11 protein-coding genes and 1 rRNA gene are annotated in these 16,407 nt (G+C 53.4%); 1 reads left to right on the forward strand and 11 read right to left on the reverse strand.

Features of this window, described 5'->3' with window-relative positions; translation table 11 throughout:
- The 3 genes from V4U84_RS20005 to gyrA all read right to left on the reverse strand — a co-directional run.
- Positions 1 to 328, reverse strand: a 16S ribosomal RNA gene (locus tag V4U84_RS20005); the annotation flags it as partial.
- 284 nt (positions 329 to 612) lie between these two features.
- Positions 613 to 1,713, reverse strand: a complete 1,101-nt coding sequence (locus tag V4U84_RS20010; protein ID WP_334072718.1) for an HD-GYP domain-containing protein — start codon at positions 1,711 to 1,713, stop codon at positions 613 to 615.
- Between the two features lie 181 nt (positions 1,714 to 1,894).
- Complete coding sequence (gene gyrA / locus V4U84_RS20015; RefSeq protein WP_334072717.1) at positions 1,895 to 4,405, reverse strand: DNA gyrase subunit A; 2,511 nt, start codon at positions 4,403 to 4,405, stop codon at positions 1,895 to 1,897.
- 340 nt (positions 4,406 to 4,745) lie between these two features.
- On the opposite strand from gyrA, the gene V4U84_RS20020 reads away from it, so the two are divergent.
- Positions 4,746 to 5,528 carry a YheC/YheD family protein gene (locus V4U84_RS20020; RefSeq protein WP_334072716.1) on the forward strand — a complete coding sequence of 261 codons (783 nt, stop codon included), beginning with the start codon at positions 4,746 to 4,748 and terminating at the stop codon, positions 5,526 to 5,528.
- Positions 5,529 to 5,602: 74 nt separating this feature from the next.
- Here the strand turns inward: V4U84_RS20020 and V4U84_RS20025 are convergent, their stop codons facing one another.
- The 8 genes from V4U84_RS20025 to dnaN all read right to left on the reverse strand — a co-directional run bounded on the left by V4U84_RS20025 (position 5,603) and on the right by dnaN (position 15,912).
- Positions 5,603 to 7,477 (reverse strand): DUF2264 domain-containing protein, encoded by a 1,875-nt coding sequence (locus tag V4U84_RS20025; protein WP_334072715.1) that lies wholly within the window; start codon positions 7,475 to 7,477, stop codon positions 5,603 to 5,605.
- A 253-nt stretch (positions 7,478 to 7,730) separates the two neighbouring features.
- Positions 7,731 to 8,882 (reverse strand): glycoside hydrolase family 88 protein, encoded by a 1,152-nt coding sequence (locus V4U84_RS20030; protein ID WP_334072714.1) that lies wholly within the window; start codon positions 8,880 to 8,882, stop codon positions 7,731 to 7,733.
- Between the two features lie 15 nt (positions 8,883 to 8,897).
- Positions 8,898 to 10,742 carry a heparinase II/III family protein gene (locus V4U84_RS20035; protein ID WP_334072713.1) on the reverse strand — a complete coding sequence of 615 codons (1,845 nt, stop codon included), beginning with the start codon at positions 10,740 to 10,742 and terminating at the stop codon, positions 8,898 to 8,900.
- Positions 10,743 to 11,148: 406 nt separating this feature from the next.
- Positions 11,149 to 13,053, reverse strand: a complete 1,905-nt coding sequence (gyrB, locus tag V4U84_RS20040; RefSeq protein WP_334072712.1) for a DNA topoisomerase (ATP-hydrolyzing) subunit B — start codon at positions 13,051 to 13,053, stop codon at positions 11,149 to 11,151.
- A gap of 44 nt (positions 13,054 to 13,097) precedes the next feature.
- Positions 13,098 to 13,346 (reverse strand): extracellular matrix regulator RemB, encoded by a 249-nt coding sequence (gene remB / locus V4U84_RS20045; protein WP_334072711.1) that lies wholly within the window; start codon positions 13,344 to 13,346, stop codon positions 13,098 to 13,100.
- Between the two features lie 17 nt (positions 13,347 to 13,363).
- Complete coding sequence (gene recF, locus V4U84_RS20050) at positions 13,364 to 14,476, reverse strand: DNA replication/repair protein RecF (RefSeq protein WP_334072710.1); 1,113 nt, start codon at positions 14,474 to 14,476, stop codon at positions 13,364 to 13,366.
- A gap of 50 nt (positions 14,477 to 14,526) precedes the next feature.
- Entirely contained in the window at positions 14,527 to 14,748 is a 222-nt protein-coding gene (gene yaaA, locus V4U84_RS20055; protein ID WP_334072709.1) for a S4 domain-containing protein YaaA, read from the reverse strand.
- A gap of 21 nt (positions 14,749 to 14,769) precedes the next feature.
- Positions 14,770 to 15,912 (reverse strand): DNA polymerase III subunit beta, encoded by a 1,143-nt coding sequence (dnaN, locus tag V4U84_RS20060; protein ID WP_334072708.1) that lies wholly within the window; start codon positions 15,910 to 15,912, stop codon positions 14,770 to 14,772.
- Positions 15,913 to 16,407: the final 495 nt, after the last annotated feature.

A 16,407-nucleotide genomic window follows, 5' to 3' on the forward strand; every position in this document is an offset into this window, starting at 1 on the left:
CAGTGTGGCCGTTCACCCTCTCAGGTCGGCTACGCATCGTCGCCTTGGTGAGCCGTTACCCCACCAACTAGCTAATGCGCCGCAGGCCCATCCGTAAGTGACAGATTGCTCCGCCTTTCATTATCCCGCCATGCGGCAAGATAAATTATCCGGTATTAGCTACCGTTTCCGGTAGTTATCCCAGTCTTACGGGCAGGTTGCCTACGTGTTACTCACCCGTCCGCCGCTAACCATCAGAAGTGCAAGCACTCCATCAAGTCCGCTCGACTTGCATGTATTAGGCACGCCGCCAGCGTTCGTCCTGAGCCAGGATCAAACTCTCCAATAAAGTTCAAACTTATTGAATAAGCTGATAGCTCATTTTGAATCTGACGAGAATTTTACTTCTCATTTTAATACTCACTCGTTGTTCAGTTTTCAAAGATCAACTTTGTTTCTAACTCGTTACCGCGTTATCAGCAGCAACTCTTATAATATATCACTAACTGCGGAATTTTGCAAGAGTTTTTTTTAGAAACTAAGCTTTTATTTATTTTCTATGATTCAAATCTTACATCTGCCTTCCGCAGCAGCGAATATTACTATACCTCATAACCAACCCGAAAAGCAACCCTAGGAAAGAACTTCCTCGATATGCAGATGTCTCGCTTGTACGAGATTGACGATTTCTCCATGTACGGAAACCATGGGACGGGTTGGATGCTGCCGGTCGGAAAAAACGATTTCCCCAATGCTGTCATCACTAAGCCGGACCCGTGTTCCATGATGGAACTGCGTCACTTTGTCGACGAAAGTCTGGACCACACCCGGATCTAATTTACCAAAGGCTTCCGATTTGATCTGCTCCAGAACCAAGTAAGGAGACTGGGCTTTGCGGTATCTCCGGTTTAAGGTCATAGCATGAAAAATATCGGCCACGGCCACGATTTTGGCATAAATATGGATCTTATCTCCGGTAAGCCGGAAGGGGTAGCCGGAACCGTCCATTTTCTCATGGTGCTGAAGAGCCGTAAGGCGGACACCTTCATTAATGGCCGACGTCTTACGAAGCTGCTGATATCCATACGTCGTATGCATCCGCATTTCCTCCGCTTCCTCTGCGGTAAGCGAATTCGGTTTATAGAGGATCGCCGGATCGATTTTCGTATTCCCGATGTCATGAAGAAGACCGGCGAAGGCTACTTGCATCCAGTCTTTTTGCGGAAGCTCGTGCCATCTGGCAATCGTATAGGACGTAAGTGCCGACAAAATCGCGTTATGGTACAGGTAGTCGTATTCGTTCACATTGCGCGGCGTGTAGGTAAGCACGTTATAGAATTTCAACTGCTTGATCAAGGCCTCCATTTGATGACGGAGCTCATAAATCGGCAGTTCCGAGGCCAGGACCGATTGGAAGGCGCTCTTGGTCAGATAAAGCATCCGGTCATACTCTTTATGGAGTTGGTCGGCCGCAACCGGTTCACTTTCAATAAGGGATGATGTATGGTCCGCACGCCCCGATTTGGCTGTATCGGAAACCTCCGTCATTTCCTCGCGCCCTTTTACTTGCCCGTCCTCAATTTCAACAAGCTGAACCATGAATGCACGCAAAATATCCAAATCTCTAGGCAGAAGTACTTTTCCTTTATGCAATAACAGTCCACCGATCGGAGTGTGCACATTCTCAATGATTTTCAAACCGGGTTTCAGATCCATTACAGGCACGCTGGCCATAATTCGCTCTCTCCTTAAATCTTCCAAATATGTAGGTCTGGTCCCTATTTAGGGTAAAAAGCACTATATACCGCCATTATATTACGAGACTTGAAGCCCAACAATCCTTTTTCCGCGGCAAAAAAAAGAATGACAAAAAACCGGGCCTCCCTAAGGAAGTCCGGTTTTTATAAACCTGGTCTTATTCCTCCGAATCGGAAACGTCATTCGGTTGAGCGTCCGCCAGGGACTCCCCACCTTCAATTGGCGTTTCTTCCTCCGGTTCTTCTTCGGTCTTATCCGAGCGGCAGACAGTAGCCACGGCATCGTCTTCGCGGATGTTGATCAGCTTGACCCCTTGCGTGTTCCGCCCCATCGTGGAGATCCCCGACATGCTCGTCCGAATCAGGGTACCGCTGGCGGTAATGATCATCAGATCTTCGTCGTCCTTGACCACTTTGAGACCAACGACAGGACCGTTCTTCTCCGTCACATTGATCGTCTTGATCCCTTTACCGCCCCGGCTTTGGATCCGGTATTCCGACGTAGGCGTACGCTTCCCGTAACCGTTGGTCGTCACGATCAGAACATCCTGATCCGGAACGATGACGTCCATTCCGATCAGATGATCATCCTCATCGAGCGTAATCCCCTTTACGCCGGTTGCGGCTCTACCCATCGAGCGGACGTCGCTCTCAGGGAAGCGGATCGACATTCCTTGAGCCGTCCCCATAATGACCTCCTGATTGCCGTCCGTCAGCTTCACGTCGATCAGGGTATCGTCCTCGCGAAGATGCACGGCAATCAATCCGCCCTTGCGGATATTGATGTAGTCTTCGATCGGCGTCTTCTTCACAACCCCTTGACGGGTGGCGAAGAACAAATACCTGTCCTCATCAAAGCGCTCCACCGGAATAACCGCGTTGACCGTCTCCCCCTGCTCAATCTGGATCAGATTGATAATCGGAGTCCCCCGCGCGGTCCGGCCGAGTTCAGGGATTTCGTAAGCCTTCAGGCGATACGCTTTCCCCCGGTCGGTGAAGAACATCAGATAGTGGTGCGAGTTCGTAACGAACAAATGCTCCACAAAATCATCGTTCTTCGTATCCATCCCGACAACGCCCCGTCCTCCGCGTTTTTGGCTGCGGTAGGTCGTGAGCGGCAGACGCTTGATATATCCGGTATGCGTGATCGTGATGACGACCTCTTCCTGCGGAATCAAGTCTTCATCCAGGATACTTTCTTCCCCGACCAGCAACTCGGTGCGCCGTTCATCGGCAAAACGTTCGCGGATTTCCTGAAGCTCGTCGCTGATGATCTGCAGAACGAGGGATTCGTTGGCCAAAATCTCGCGGTATTCCGCAATCTTTTGCAGAAGCTCCTGATACTCGCTCTCGATCTTCTCGCGTTCCAAACCGGTCAACCGCTGCAGACGCATGTCCAGAATCGCCTGGGCCTGCTCCTGGCTGAGCCCGAAACGTTCCATCAACCCGGTGCGGGCGATTTCTGCCGTTTGGGAAGAGCGAATCAGCGCGATAACCTCGTCCAGATGGTCGAGAGCGATGCGCAAGCCTTCGAGGATGTGGGCGCGGGCTTCCGCTTTCCTCAGCTCGAATTCCGTCCGGCGGCGAATAACTTCAACCTGATGCTGCAAATAATAGCTAAGGACTTCCTTCAAGGTTAAAATCTTAGGCTCATTGTTCACGATCGCCAGCATATTGATGCCGAACGTACTTTGCAAAGCCGTGTGCTTGAACAGATTGTTCAACACGATGTTCGGATTGACATCCCGACGCAGTTCAATCACGACACGCATCCCGTTACGGTCCGATTCATCCCGCAGGTCGGTGATGCCGTCGATCTTCTTCTCGCGAACCAACTCGGCTATTTTTTCAACCAACCGGGCCTTATTCACCTGATACGGAAGCTCTTCTACAATGATTCTCGCCTTGTTGTTGTGTTCTTCGATGGTGGTTTTGGCCCGCATCGTGATGGAGCCTCGCCCCGTCGTATAAGCTTGACGTATTCCCGTCCGGCCCATGATATACCCGGCAGTCGGAAAATCCGGGCCTTTGATATATTCCATGAGATCCAGAGAATCGATATCCGGATTGGCGATCAGCGCCTGTACCCCATCTATAACCTCACCCAAATTATGCGGCGGAATGTTCGTAGCCATCCCTACGGCGATCCCCGATACCCCGTTGACCAACAGGTTCGGAAAACGTGCAGGCAGCACGACCGGCTCCTGCTCCTCACCGTCATAGTTAGGCATGAAATCAATTGTCTCTTTATTGATATCGCGCAGCATTTCCATAGCGATTTTGGACAACCGCGCCTCCGTATATCGCATTGCGGCTGCCATATCCCCGTCGACCGACCCGAAGTTGCCGTGGCCATCGACCAGCATATAACGCATGGAAAAATCCTGGGCCATCCGCACCATCGTTTCATAAACCGCGGAGTCACCGTGCGGGTGATACTTACCGATAACTTCACCGACGATTCTCGCTGATTTCTTGAATGGCTTATCGGGATGCATGCCAAGCTCATTCATGGCGTACAGAATACGCCGGTGAACCGGCTTCAGACCATCCCTTACATCCGGCAAAGCACGGCTGACGATAATGCTCATGGCATAATCCATAAAGGATTCGCGCATTTCCACATTAATATCCCGGTCTATAATTTGCGAAAATTTTTCTTCCGCCATGCTGGACCTCCTTCAAATTCTATCCAAGTGCCTATGGTAATGGAATGTTCTCATCCTGCCCCGAATCATTATATTACTTGCACAAAACATGCCCGATTAAACGTGCCGGCCAGAGATTCCATGTGGTATAGACACTATAAATGGGGATGTGTCCATTCCCATTGCCCTTATAGTTCATACACTAAGAATATAGGCATTTAGAGTGGTTGTTCAAAAAAATGGTCAAAAAACTTATAAAATCCCCATATCTTATAATTATATCATTGTTTTTCTCTTCTGTCCTATGTTTTTCATGCCTGAAGTGGTTCCAGCCGGGGTTTTAGAAAGGAAGGATGCTAAGTTGGCTATTCAGCGCATCGCCAGCAAATGGGAGAAGACGGTGATTTTGAGACAAAAGGATACCATCCGGCCTTTTATCCCCGACACGCGCAAATACAGCCTGGAGAATCTGAAGGAAATGATAGAGGCCCATAGTCTAGTTTATGTGAAACCGGACCGCGGCACTTACGGCAACGGTGTCATGAGCATCGAGCCTTGGACCGACGAACTCCTACCCGAACAGCAAGAGCAGGTCACGCAGTATAAACTCCGGTATGGCATTCAAATCGAGCTCTACCCCACCTTGGAGGAACTGCACAACGTCCTGGCTCAGCGGATCGGCAGGAAGGTATATCTCATTCAAAAAGGGATTCATTTGTTGACATACCGACGCCGAAAATTTGATATCCGCGCGCTCGTTCAGAAGACGCCGCAAAAAAGCTGGGAAACGACCGGTTTCATCGGGCGCGTCGCCGCGCAGCAAAAAATCATCACAAATTACCATGGCGGCGGCATGGTAATGACGATCGACGATCTGCTGAGCCCTTATCTCGAACCCAAAGAATTCGCAAAAATATACAAAGAGATGAAGACACTCGGCACCAGAGCAGCCCGTCAACTGGCGCGGAAATTCCCTAATCTGAGGGAAATCGGCCTCGATATCGCCATCGACGAACAGCATCAAATCTGGATTTTGGAGGTGAACACCCTTCCCGCCCTCTTCCCCTTTAAATTTCTCCCCGACAAGGACATTTACAAAAGAATTCGCCGTTATGCGGTCGCCTATGGCCGTCTGAAAAAATAAACAAAGGCGGTTTTCCGCAGGCAGGATCCCCTCACCTGTACACGGAAGCCGCCTTGTTTTCGCTTCGCTCGCTGCTATTTTCCCATCTCTATGACGGTAATTTGTCCATCCAGCCCCGTCACTTGAATCGCGGTTTCCTGCAGCTTCACGCCGAGCCGGACCAGGGCTTCGTTCAGGCCCCAATCAGCGTTTTTGCGGCCGAAGTCCGCTCCGGGTCCCGGTTCGCCATATACGGCGGCCGCCAGCCAATGCACCCCGGCCGAAAGACGGGCACGCACCGTTGGGATTACCGTCCGCGGATGGAGAATATTCGTGTTCGCGTTCGGGTAGACAAGTTCCGCCCGGTCATAACCGAACAGGGATTGAATGCCGACGCCTCCGTGGACCGATCGGACGGCCGAGCCGGCTGCCCTTTCGAACCGCTCCGTTTGCGGGGACAATCCCAGGGCATAGCCGCCCTCGGCGGCGTCCAGTTCGCGGGCCGTGTCTACGCGATGTATCCGGATATGCCAGGGTAATCCGGCAACAATCCAGGTTTGTATTTCGACGTCGCGCCAAGGTACCCATCGGGCATAGAGGAGGTGTCCATCGATTCGGGTCTCCTCATTCCGGCGTCGGACCCGATACAGATTGTCGCCTTCGCTGAGCGCAAGCATCGAGTCGAAAGCCCCTTGGGACAAGCCCCATTCCGCCCGCGGAACACTGAATCCAAACGCTGTGGAGTAGACGAACTTCTCATATTTTGCCGAAGTATGGGTGTGCTCGTTCGTCGTCAGATTTCCGCTGTTAAAAGCGGCGACATGTCCGGACTCCTCCCGGCGGCAAATGACCAGGTGCGGAGGCTTTTGCACCGACACGGGCGGCCCCGCCGGAAGAGGCATCTCCTCAGCCTGCCAGAACGGGTGATCGTCCGGCAAGGCCAGCGGCAGAAACGCCTTCAATGCCCAGTAAGGGGAGCCCGGCGAGTTGTAGTTTTCCGCCATCACCAGGTTCGGATAAGCGTACCCCACGGTCAGCAGCCCCTCCGCGTCGAGCATCGGCTGGCGGAACCACCAGCGGAAATGCCGCAAAATGAGCCCTTTCAGGACCCCGTAGGGCAGATCTTCCATTTCCGCGTAAACCATGGCCCCCCAGAAGGCCGAGTGCGAGAACCGGTAAGTCAGGCTGCGCCCGTAAGGAAGGGAAGCGCCATCCGGTGCAAACCAGTAGAGGAAGTCGGCCGCGAACCGACCTGCCCGTTCCCGGATCAGGGCCGCTCGCTTCGGGTCCTCCCCCTTCATCAGCACGGCATAAAGCAGGCCATAGAAATGAATGGCGAAGGGGACATAGTAGTCACAGTGCGCCCCGGGCCCGTCGCTGTACCAGCCGTCCGCCAAATAGAACGAATCGATTCGGTCCAGGTTGGCCTTCAACTGGTCTTGATCGTACGGGAGTCCTGCCTTGTGAAGCCCCAAATTCACCAGCACATTAAAAAACAACCAGTTGCAATCGTAGCAAGGGTGCCGGTTGATTTGGCCCAACCATTCCTGCAAATGCTTGCGTTCTCGCTCGTTCAGTGGCCCCCAAATCCGGTCCGGAATCAGCGCCAGCGCAAACCCGAACGCCGCCATTTCCACGAGCCGCTGATCATAGTCGGCCACCTCGCCCCAATATTCCGGATGTGCAGGGTCCGTACCGTGGCGAATCCCCTCAAGCACGACCTCCCACAGATCGTCCTCTCCGCCGCCGGCGAGCAGCGGCACCATTCCCCACAGCACGCGGGAAAACCCCTCAATCTCGGCGATAGCGGCGTCGAAGCCGGCTCCGGCCGCGCCAAGCCTTAACCGGGCTTTTCCCTCGCTGTAATGCGGACGTAGCGGCGCAGTAAGCTCTTTTAGGGCCGCTTGAAGGTCCCGCTTTGTTCGCAGCGGGTTTCGCAGCAGCGCTTGGGCGTGCTTCTGCTGACTCATGTTTTTTGCTCCTCCCCTCGTTGGTCACGCTAAACCACTTATTAACGGGAAAACCTCCCACTAATTTTACGCCCTTACCCCTCCTATCCAATTTAGCTGGAAAAACTCCATCTATTTCGCGGCCAAACCGGCGGAATACGTTTTTTCAAACGAATTAACGGGAGGTTTTCCAGCTAATTCGCTTCTGCTGCCGCATAGGCAACCCATTAACAGGAACAATTCCCATTATTGGGGTCGCCCTGGCCCGGCGGTTCTACTCCCAATAAAACGGCCCTTTCCCCTTCAAGCGGGCCAATCCCTCCACATAGAAAAAGTCGCCGTAGATCAGCGGAACATCGATGTTTTTCCCCTCCGGGTAGTTGCTGGTTCCGTGCAGAAGGAGCCCTTCCTCCCCCGGATCGCCCCAGGTTTCGTAGTTTTGGTACAACGATTTGAGGATACGTTCCGCCGACTGGCGGTAAGTCGGTCCTTCCATCTCATTTGCCTTCTCCGCCAGCAACAGCAAGCCGCTGGCCGCACAGGCTCCGGCGGAGGAGTCCCGGTAGATCCTCAATTCCGCCGGGGCCCGGAAATCCCAAGGAGGCACATGATCCTCCGGAAGCTGGGCCAGGAAGAAATGCGCAACCCGTTTGGCCGCATGCAGGTAATCCGGTTTGCCGGTGTGGTGGTAGGCCAGCGTGAGCCCGTAGATCGCCCAGGCGGTTCCCCGGGACCAGGCCGATTCCGGCGCGTAGCCTTGTCCGCCGATGCCTTCCACCCGCTCCCCGGTCAGCGGATCGAACCGGATAATATGGTAAACCGAGCCGTCGGGGCGGAGAAAATGCTCCAGGACGGTATCCATATGCGCTTCGGCAATATGCCGGAACCGGGGATCCCCCGTGATTTCCGAAGCCCAGAACAACAGCGGCATATTCATGCAGCAGTCGATGATCGCCCAACCGGCGTTGTCGTTTCCTGCATACCAGGGATTCCAGGCGCGGATATACCGGCCTTTCAGATTGAACCGGGCAGCCAAATAATTAGCCGCCTTCAGGGCTCGAAGCTTCGACGCCTCGCTGCCGAGCAGCTTAAAGGAAGCCACGCTAGTCAGCGTCCACATAAAACCGATGTCATGGTCCAGGCGGACAAATCCGTCCAACACTCCGTCCAGTTGGGCTTCACATTGCTCGGCCATCGCCCTCAGGGATTCATCTCCGCTATCGTTATACAGCAGCCACAGCATCCCGGGCCAAAACCCGGCCGTCCACCAGGCCGGCTCCGCCAGATCATATTTTCCTCCTTGACTGGCATGCGGAAACCTCGCCCCTATACGCCGGAGGTTGTAACTCGTCTTCTTCAGCGCCTGACTCCAGGCTTCTTCCACCCACGCTAAGCTTTCCGTCAAAGTTATCCGCTCCCCTTTCATTCCGCTCGTTCTAATTTACATAAATTCGAACCATAAAATGACTTGGATCTCATCCAGCAAATGTTCCACGTGAAAATCAAGCGCATACCAGACCCTATCCCGACCAAAATGGTCCCGATAACTTTGCTCCTCCACAGAAGCCTTCAGAACGGAGGGGTCGTATTTTATCCGCAACCTGCGTGCGTAAGCCGCCTCCGCCCCTTCTTTCGCAGGCGACAAGATGATCACGCCCTGCACCTGATCGATTACCGGCGGAGCCAAGGTGACGACCCGCTCACTTAGCGAGCCCGGCGGCTTGAAGAAGCGGAACACATCCTCCAGCTTTAGCACCGGCAGCTCCGATTTGTGCCAAACAAAGGAGCGGATATATGACTTCGGAGCGACAGCAGGCGGATAGGCCCCGGCGAGCTCCAGCCGCAGCAAATCCGCCGTTTCCCCTGTGGAATCCTCCAGCACCGCTGCAGCCCGGTCCTCGCCCGCTTCCTGCCCGTGTCCGTCAATCACAGGTACCGCATGGCCCTGGGACCCATTGCAGGCGTATTCGTACCGGCCGGCCCCGAAATAGTCGGCCGTGTACTCGCCGCAACCCAAGTCCGCCACTAACGCCATTCCGTCGGCCAGCAGCATAAAATGGCCGAGGTCGTTGTGGTTGTGCGGCTCGCCGTTATGCCCGCCCTTGGCGGCAAACCCGAACATTCCCGCCACACTCCGGTAGCGGGAAATGAGCCACTGCGCATCGGGCAAAAAGCAGGCGGCAGTGCCCCACTCACGTTTGCCCTCAAAAACGGCGGGATTGCGCCAGATCAGATTCCGCAGCGCCGGGGCCCATCGGCTGCAATGGTCGTCACGGTAGTCGGCGCGCATGTCCGCGGGCGGGAGTTCAAATTCGGGATAAAACTCCGCCAACTTGTGGGAAAGCCCCACATGAACGGGATGGGTAGGCAGAGAATCGGAAAAATTGGCGACCGCCCTCCCCCCCAAATAGCATTTTTGCTGGAATAACGCGATTTGCCGAACTTTCCCCCGAGTGAACCAATCCAACTCGCCGTCTGTGCGTGAGCGCAGCAGGTCCGCATAATAAACAAAGTAGCCAAATCCGTAATTCCAGTAACCGAGTCCTTCGAGACAGGCCCCATCCCCACCGAACCCCCGCAAATACCACTCCAGGCTTGCCTGAACCCGGAGGAGCAAATCCGTAAGCGCTTCCGGGCTCTGTTCCAGCAACAAACCCGTTGCCCCGATCGATCCTGCGCAAACCGCGGACCAATTGTGGGACGCCGTTTCCCAAAAAAATGGCCCGCAGACCAGAAACGGCCTCAATATCCGCCGGTTCACTTCACTTTCGATCAGACACCTCAGGCGCTGCGGCAGCCTCTCTCCCAAGAGCAGGGATATTTCGGCAAGTGTGAATGCGGTTTCAGCCGAAAATAAGTCAATGGATTGCACAGGATCGTCGTCCACTCCCAAATGAGCTGGCAGACACCAGGTATACTCCCTGCAAATCGACCAGATGGTTTCATGGAGATGCGATGCGTACAGCTTGGAATCAGGTTCCAGCAAACAGAGCAAAGTAAAGGTGTTCAGTCTTCTTCTCCGCTCAAAATAAACCCGTTCATACTCCAACCGCGATCCGGTTGCCCGAAAGATTGAAAACAGCGCATAACCCAGCTCGGGCAACTCCTCCTTCAATAACCGTTCCCCTTCGGATCTGATCTCCTCCAGATTGGACCGGTAAGCCTCATGCTCGCGCACATTCCGCCAAAATCCCGCCGCATCCCCCCAAGCATAGTAAAGCTCCAGATCGGCGGGTGCCATACGATTCACGATCTCCCGGATTTTCCTCCTGTTCAAATCGTCCATCTCCTATCCAACCTCCTTCTCCCGAAAAAAGGCCAGGGCCGGCGGGATATTATCCCCGATACACGGCAGGCGGCATCCCGCATAGCTCTTAAACGTCTTGACCACTCGCAGATTTCGCCAGACGTACAGCTTGTGGTACCCGGCAGTTTTTGGCCCGTTCCATTTTATGCTAGTAACTTATTCGATAAACGTCATCCCGGTTCCCTGCTTGAACAGCCTGCTGAATTAGCCCGGTTTCAGATGAAGATGCTCTCATCTTTGGCCGCTCGCACACGCCAAATTCGCAAGTTCTTCAGGCTGGCGATCCCGGTTAAATGACAAATTGCAAAAAAATACCGTCATCGAAATGACGGTATTTTGCTCATTTTCACGCTAATTTTGACTTGTTCGTGTTCGGTCCTTCCCCTTAAATGTCGAGGTTCTTGACCGTTTTCGCATGCTCATTGATAAAGTCGCGCCGCGGTTCGACGTTGTCGCCCATCAGCGTGTCGAAGATCGCGTCGGCCTGAATTGCGTCGGCGATGGAAACCTGCTGCATGGTCCGGCTTTCCGGATCCATCGTCGTTTCCCACAGCTGCTCGGGATTCATCTCCCCGAGACCTTTATAACGCTGCACGTTGAACTTGGCGTTCTCGCCGAATTCCGCGATGATTTCATCGCGCTCGCGTTCGGAACCGGCATAGCGAACGACCTTGTTCCGCTCGATCTTGAAGAGCGGCGGCATCGCGATGTAGACGTACCCGGCCTCGATGATCTTCCGCATGTAGCGGAAGAAGAACGTCAGCAGCAGGGTGCGGATATGCGCGCCGTCGACGTCGGCATCGGTCATAATGATAATCTTATGGTACCGGGCCTTCGAAATGTCGAACTCCTCGCCGATCCCGGTGCCGAGCGCCGTGATGATCGCCCGGATTTCGGCGTTGCCGAGGATCCGGTCCAAGCGGGCCTTCTCGACGTTCAGGATCTTCCCGCGCAGCGGCAGAATCGCCTGGAAGTGACGATCCCGGCCTTGCTTGGCCGAACCGCCCGCCGAGTCACCTTCGACGATGTAGAGCTCACTGATGGACGCGTCCTTCGAGGAGCAGTCCGCCAGCTTGCCCGGCAGGGCGCTGACTTCAAGCGCACTCTTGCGCCGGGTCAGCTCGCGCGCTTTCCGGGCCGCTTCCCGGGCCCGCGAAGCCTGCAGCGCCTTGTCGAGAACGCGCCGGGCGACCGCCGGATTCTCCTCCATGAACTCCTGCAGCTTCTCGGCAAACAGGGACTCGACAATCCCGCGCACTTCGCTGTTGCCGAGCTTGGTCTTCGTCTGCCCCTCGAACTGCGGTTCGGGAATTTTGACGGAGATGATCGCCGTTAAGCCTTCACGGACATCGTCCCCGGTCAGGTTGGAGTCGTTCTCCTTGATCGCGCTGCTCTTGCGGGCATAGTCGTTGATAATCCGCGTCAAAGCGCTCTTGAAGCCCGACTCGTGCGTACCGCCCTCATGCGTATTGATGTTGTTGGCGAACGAAAAAATATTTTCCGTATAGCTGTCGTTATACTGCAAAGCGATTTCCACCTGAACCATATCCCGCTGGCCTTCCACATAAATCGGCTGCTCGTGGAGGACCTCCCGGTTCTGATTCAGGAACTTCACATACTCCATGATCCCGCCCTCGTAATGGAACGATTCCGATACACCGCTCCGTTCGTCGGTCAAGGAAATATTAATGCCTTTATTCAAAAACGCCAGCTCGCGGATCCGGGTGAGCAGCGTATTGTAATCATAAACTGTGGTTTCGGTAAAAATCTCCGGATCGGGATGAAACGTCGTCTTCGTTCCCGTAATCGAGGAATCGCCTACGACCTTCACATCATATTGCGGTGTCCCGCGGCGGTATTCCTGCTGATAAATATGGCCGTCCCGGTGAACCTGAACCAGCACTTTTTCGGACAGGGCGTTTACGACGGAAACCCCTACCCCGTGAAGACCGCCGGATACTTTATACCCGCCGCCGCCGAACTTACCCCCGGCGTGAAGGACCGTCATGACGACCTCCAGCGTGGATTTCTTCAGCTTCTGATTCTCCCCGACCGGAATACCGCGACCGTTATCGACAACGGTCACGCTGTTGTCTTCATGAACCGTGACATCGATTTTGTTCGCATAGCCGGCCAAGGCTTCGTCAATACTGTTATCGACGATTTCCCAGACCAAATGATGCAGCCCGCGGGAACTGGTCGAACCGATGTACATCCCCGGCCGTTTCCGTACCGCTTCCAGACCTTCCAGTACCTGTATCTGACTCTCATCATACGATTGCTCGTTCATAGACACTGCCTTCACCTACTTCTATAAATTCTATGTCGGGTGGATTAAATCATGGATGAAACGTTGCTCTTCTTCTTCAACGTCGCGGAGGAAATCGGCGAATAGTACACGGTATCCCCGGTGACGACTATCGACTTGGACTCCTCTTCTCCGATCCGCATGACCTGCTTCTCCTTGATAGCATGGCTGACGAATTGCTTCGAGATTTTCGAAGATTTCTCGATCGAAATATCGAAAATCGCCACCACTTCCGAGGATAGGACCACCTTCTCCCCGCCCAGATGAATGTACAACGCGATTCCCCCCGTCTCTATGGATGAACCTGTCCCTCTTGAACATGAAAAATGCTGGCGTCCTGAAGACGGCTGGCATTGAGGCTCTCAATCCCGGTAGCCGTAATGAACGTCTGCACTTTGCTTTGAAACGTTTCAATCAATTGAGTTTGGCGGTAAGGATCCAGTTCGGACAGTACATCGTCCAGAAGTAAAATGGGGTACTCCCCGATTTCCTCGTGAATCAGCTCGATCTCCGCCAATTTAAGTGATAAGGCCGTCGTCCGCTGCTGCCCTTGAGAGCCGAAGCTTTGCGCTTCATTGCCGTTGATATGAAACGCCAAATCGTCCCGGTGCGGACCCGCAAGGGTCATTCCGCGGCGGATTTCCTGATCTTTCGTTTGTGATAACTTTATCATAAATTGCTCCAATAAGACAGCTTCATCTTCTTCTTCGGCTTCGCCGAAGGACGGAAGGTAGGATAATTTCAGGTTTTCCCCGCCCCCGGTAATGCCCTCGTGAATCTGCTGCGCCCATTTTTGCAGTTTTCTTATAAATTGTTTCCTTTTCTTGATGATTTTAACACCATGCTCCGCCAACTGCTCATTCCAGATCTCCAGCATAGTGGTGACCTCCGGTCCTGCCCCCCACGCCTGCTTCAGAAGGTTATTGCGTTGAACCAGCACTTTTTGATACTGCTGAAGGTGAAAAAGATAGCTGGGCTGCACTTGCCCGATCTCCATATCCAGAAACCGCCGCCGGACCCCGGGAGTTCCTTTGACGATCTCCAAATCCTCCGGGGCAAACATCACGGCGTTCAGCGCCCCGATGAAATCGCTCAGCTTCCGCTGCTCCAGGCCGTTCAGCTTGGCCCGTTTTCCCTGTTGGGAGAAGCGCAGCTCGAGACCGACCGTCCCGTATTTCCGCTCCACCTCCGCCCACACCGTAGCCTGGGCGCTGCCAAAGGAGATCAGTTCCTTATCCTTCGCCGTCCGGTGCGATTTGGTAAGCGCAAGTACAAGCAGCGCCTCCAGCAGATTCGTCTTCCCTTGGGCATTGCGCCCGATCATGAGATTGACGCTGCCGAAGGAGCCCAGCGACAGCGCCTCATAATTACGGTAATTCGCAAGTGATATCGATTTAACAAACAATGGTATCCAGGCCCTCCTCGTGTCCCCCTGACGTCCAGGTTAGGGAGCCGTTACTCCTCGCCGCGAACTACCTGGAAAGTACCGCAGTCTTCCACGGAAATCGTATCGCCGGGGTACAGCTTCCGGCCTCTCCGGTCCTCGGGCTCTCCGTTTACCTTGACGGCTTCTTCCTGCAGCAGCGCCTTGGCCATGCCGCCGGTCGAAACGCAGTCGGCCAGCTTCAGAAATTGATCCAGTTTGATATATTCACTGGAAATCGGAATCGTCTTCATCGCGTGTCCAACGACCTCTCTTTAATTTGTAGTCCGGTATGGCAGGATCAGATAAAGGCTTTGGCTGTCATCCACCGGTTTGATGATGATGGGGCTCATGGCCCCGGTGAAACCGATGTGAAGCTGCTCGCTCTCCACCACTTTCAACACATCAAGCATATATTTGGAGTTGAACGAAATCCGCAGCGGATCGCCCGTAAATTCCGCCAGATCCAACTGCTCGGTGACCTTGCCCAGTTCGGAGGAACTGGACGAAATCTCGATCGTTCCGTTCTCCAGCGTCTGCAGCCGCACGATATTCGTTTTTTCTTCACGGGACAGCAAATAAGCGCGGTCAATGGACTCGCTTAATTTTTTTGTATCCAAAACCAGTTCTGTTTTGTAGGTTGTCGGAATAATCTTGGAAGTATCCGGATAAGTTCCGTCCAAAATACGGGTATAAAAGAGTACCCGGTCAATTTTGAACAAGACCTGGTTGTCCGCTACGACGATGTCCACCCGTGTATTCTGGTCGGGAACGATCTTGCTGAGCTCGTTCAGCGTTTTACCGGAAATGACGATATTGCTGAAACGCACGCCTTCCGCATCGTCCAGCCCCGCCGTACGGCTGGCCAGCCGGTGACGGTCGGTAGCCACAAATTTGAACTGGTTATCGCTCAAATTCCACAACACCCCTGTCAGAATCGGGGAGCTTTCATTGGTCGAAATCGAGAAGACCGTTTGCTTGATCATATTTTTAAGCAGGTCGCCCGGAATGGAAATGACCTGATTCTCTTCAATATTCGGCAGCACCGGGAACTCTTCGGGATCCAGGCCGACCATTTGGATATCGGTGGAGCCGGAACGGATTTGCGTTTTAAATCCTTCGCCCACTTCCATTTCGATTTCGCTGGAAGGAAGTTTTTTAATGATTTCCACAAAAAACTTCGCCGGCAGCACTACACTACCCGGGCGTTCAACTTGCACGATTTGCTTCTCCTGATCTTCAGCCGGAATAAACGCCTGGATGGAAATATCGGTATCGCTGGCCGTCAGCGTCATCCCCTGAAAATTAACCTCCAGCTTGATCCCCGTCAAAATCGGGATGGTGGTGCGGCTGGAAATCGCCTTAGCCACATGCTGGATAGATTCGTTCAAATCATGCTTTAAAACGCGGATTTTCATAACTTCAACTCCTAAAAGTTTTATGGAACATCACATCTTGAATAGCCTTTGCAATAAAACTTGCTTCGTAAGCAATTGCTTTGTTTTATGGAGCTTTACTTTTTTGATTTAACTTTATAGGTTGAACTATTGATTTGCATATTAGGCGGCGGTGTAAAGGGTTCTTTTCACACTCTTGGCCTACAACTAATTTGGTTGGTTCAAAATAAAGGGAATTCTTCCCGTTAATTTGGTGCGTACGCGGCTGCAGAGGTGATTTAGCTGGAAAACCTCCCGCTAGTTTCCCTGAAATTGCGTATACCGGCAATTGGGCCGAGAAATAGATGGAGCTTTTCCAGCTAATTCCGATCCAAGAGTCAAGAGCGGTAGATTAACGGGAGACTTTCCCGTTAAAGTGGTGACTCCGACGGTGGCGCTTTATATCTACAATTGTGGAGTTCAACCCCTATTTGCAATAAAGCTTTACTTCGTAGGCATATTATCGGCCCGTACCTG

The sequence above is a fragment of the Paenibacillus sanfengchensis genome, from assembly GCF_036864765.1.
Taxonomy (GTDB): domain Bacteria; phylum Bacillota; class Bacilli; order Paenibacillales; family Paenibacillaceae; genus Fontibacillus; species Fontibacillus sanfengchensis.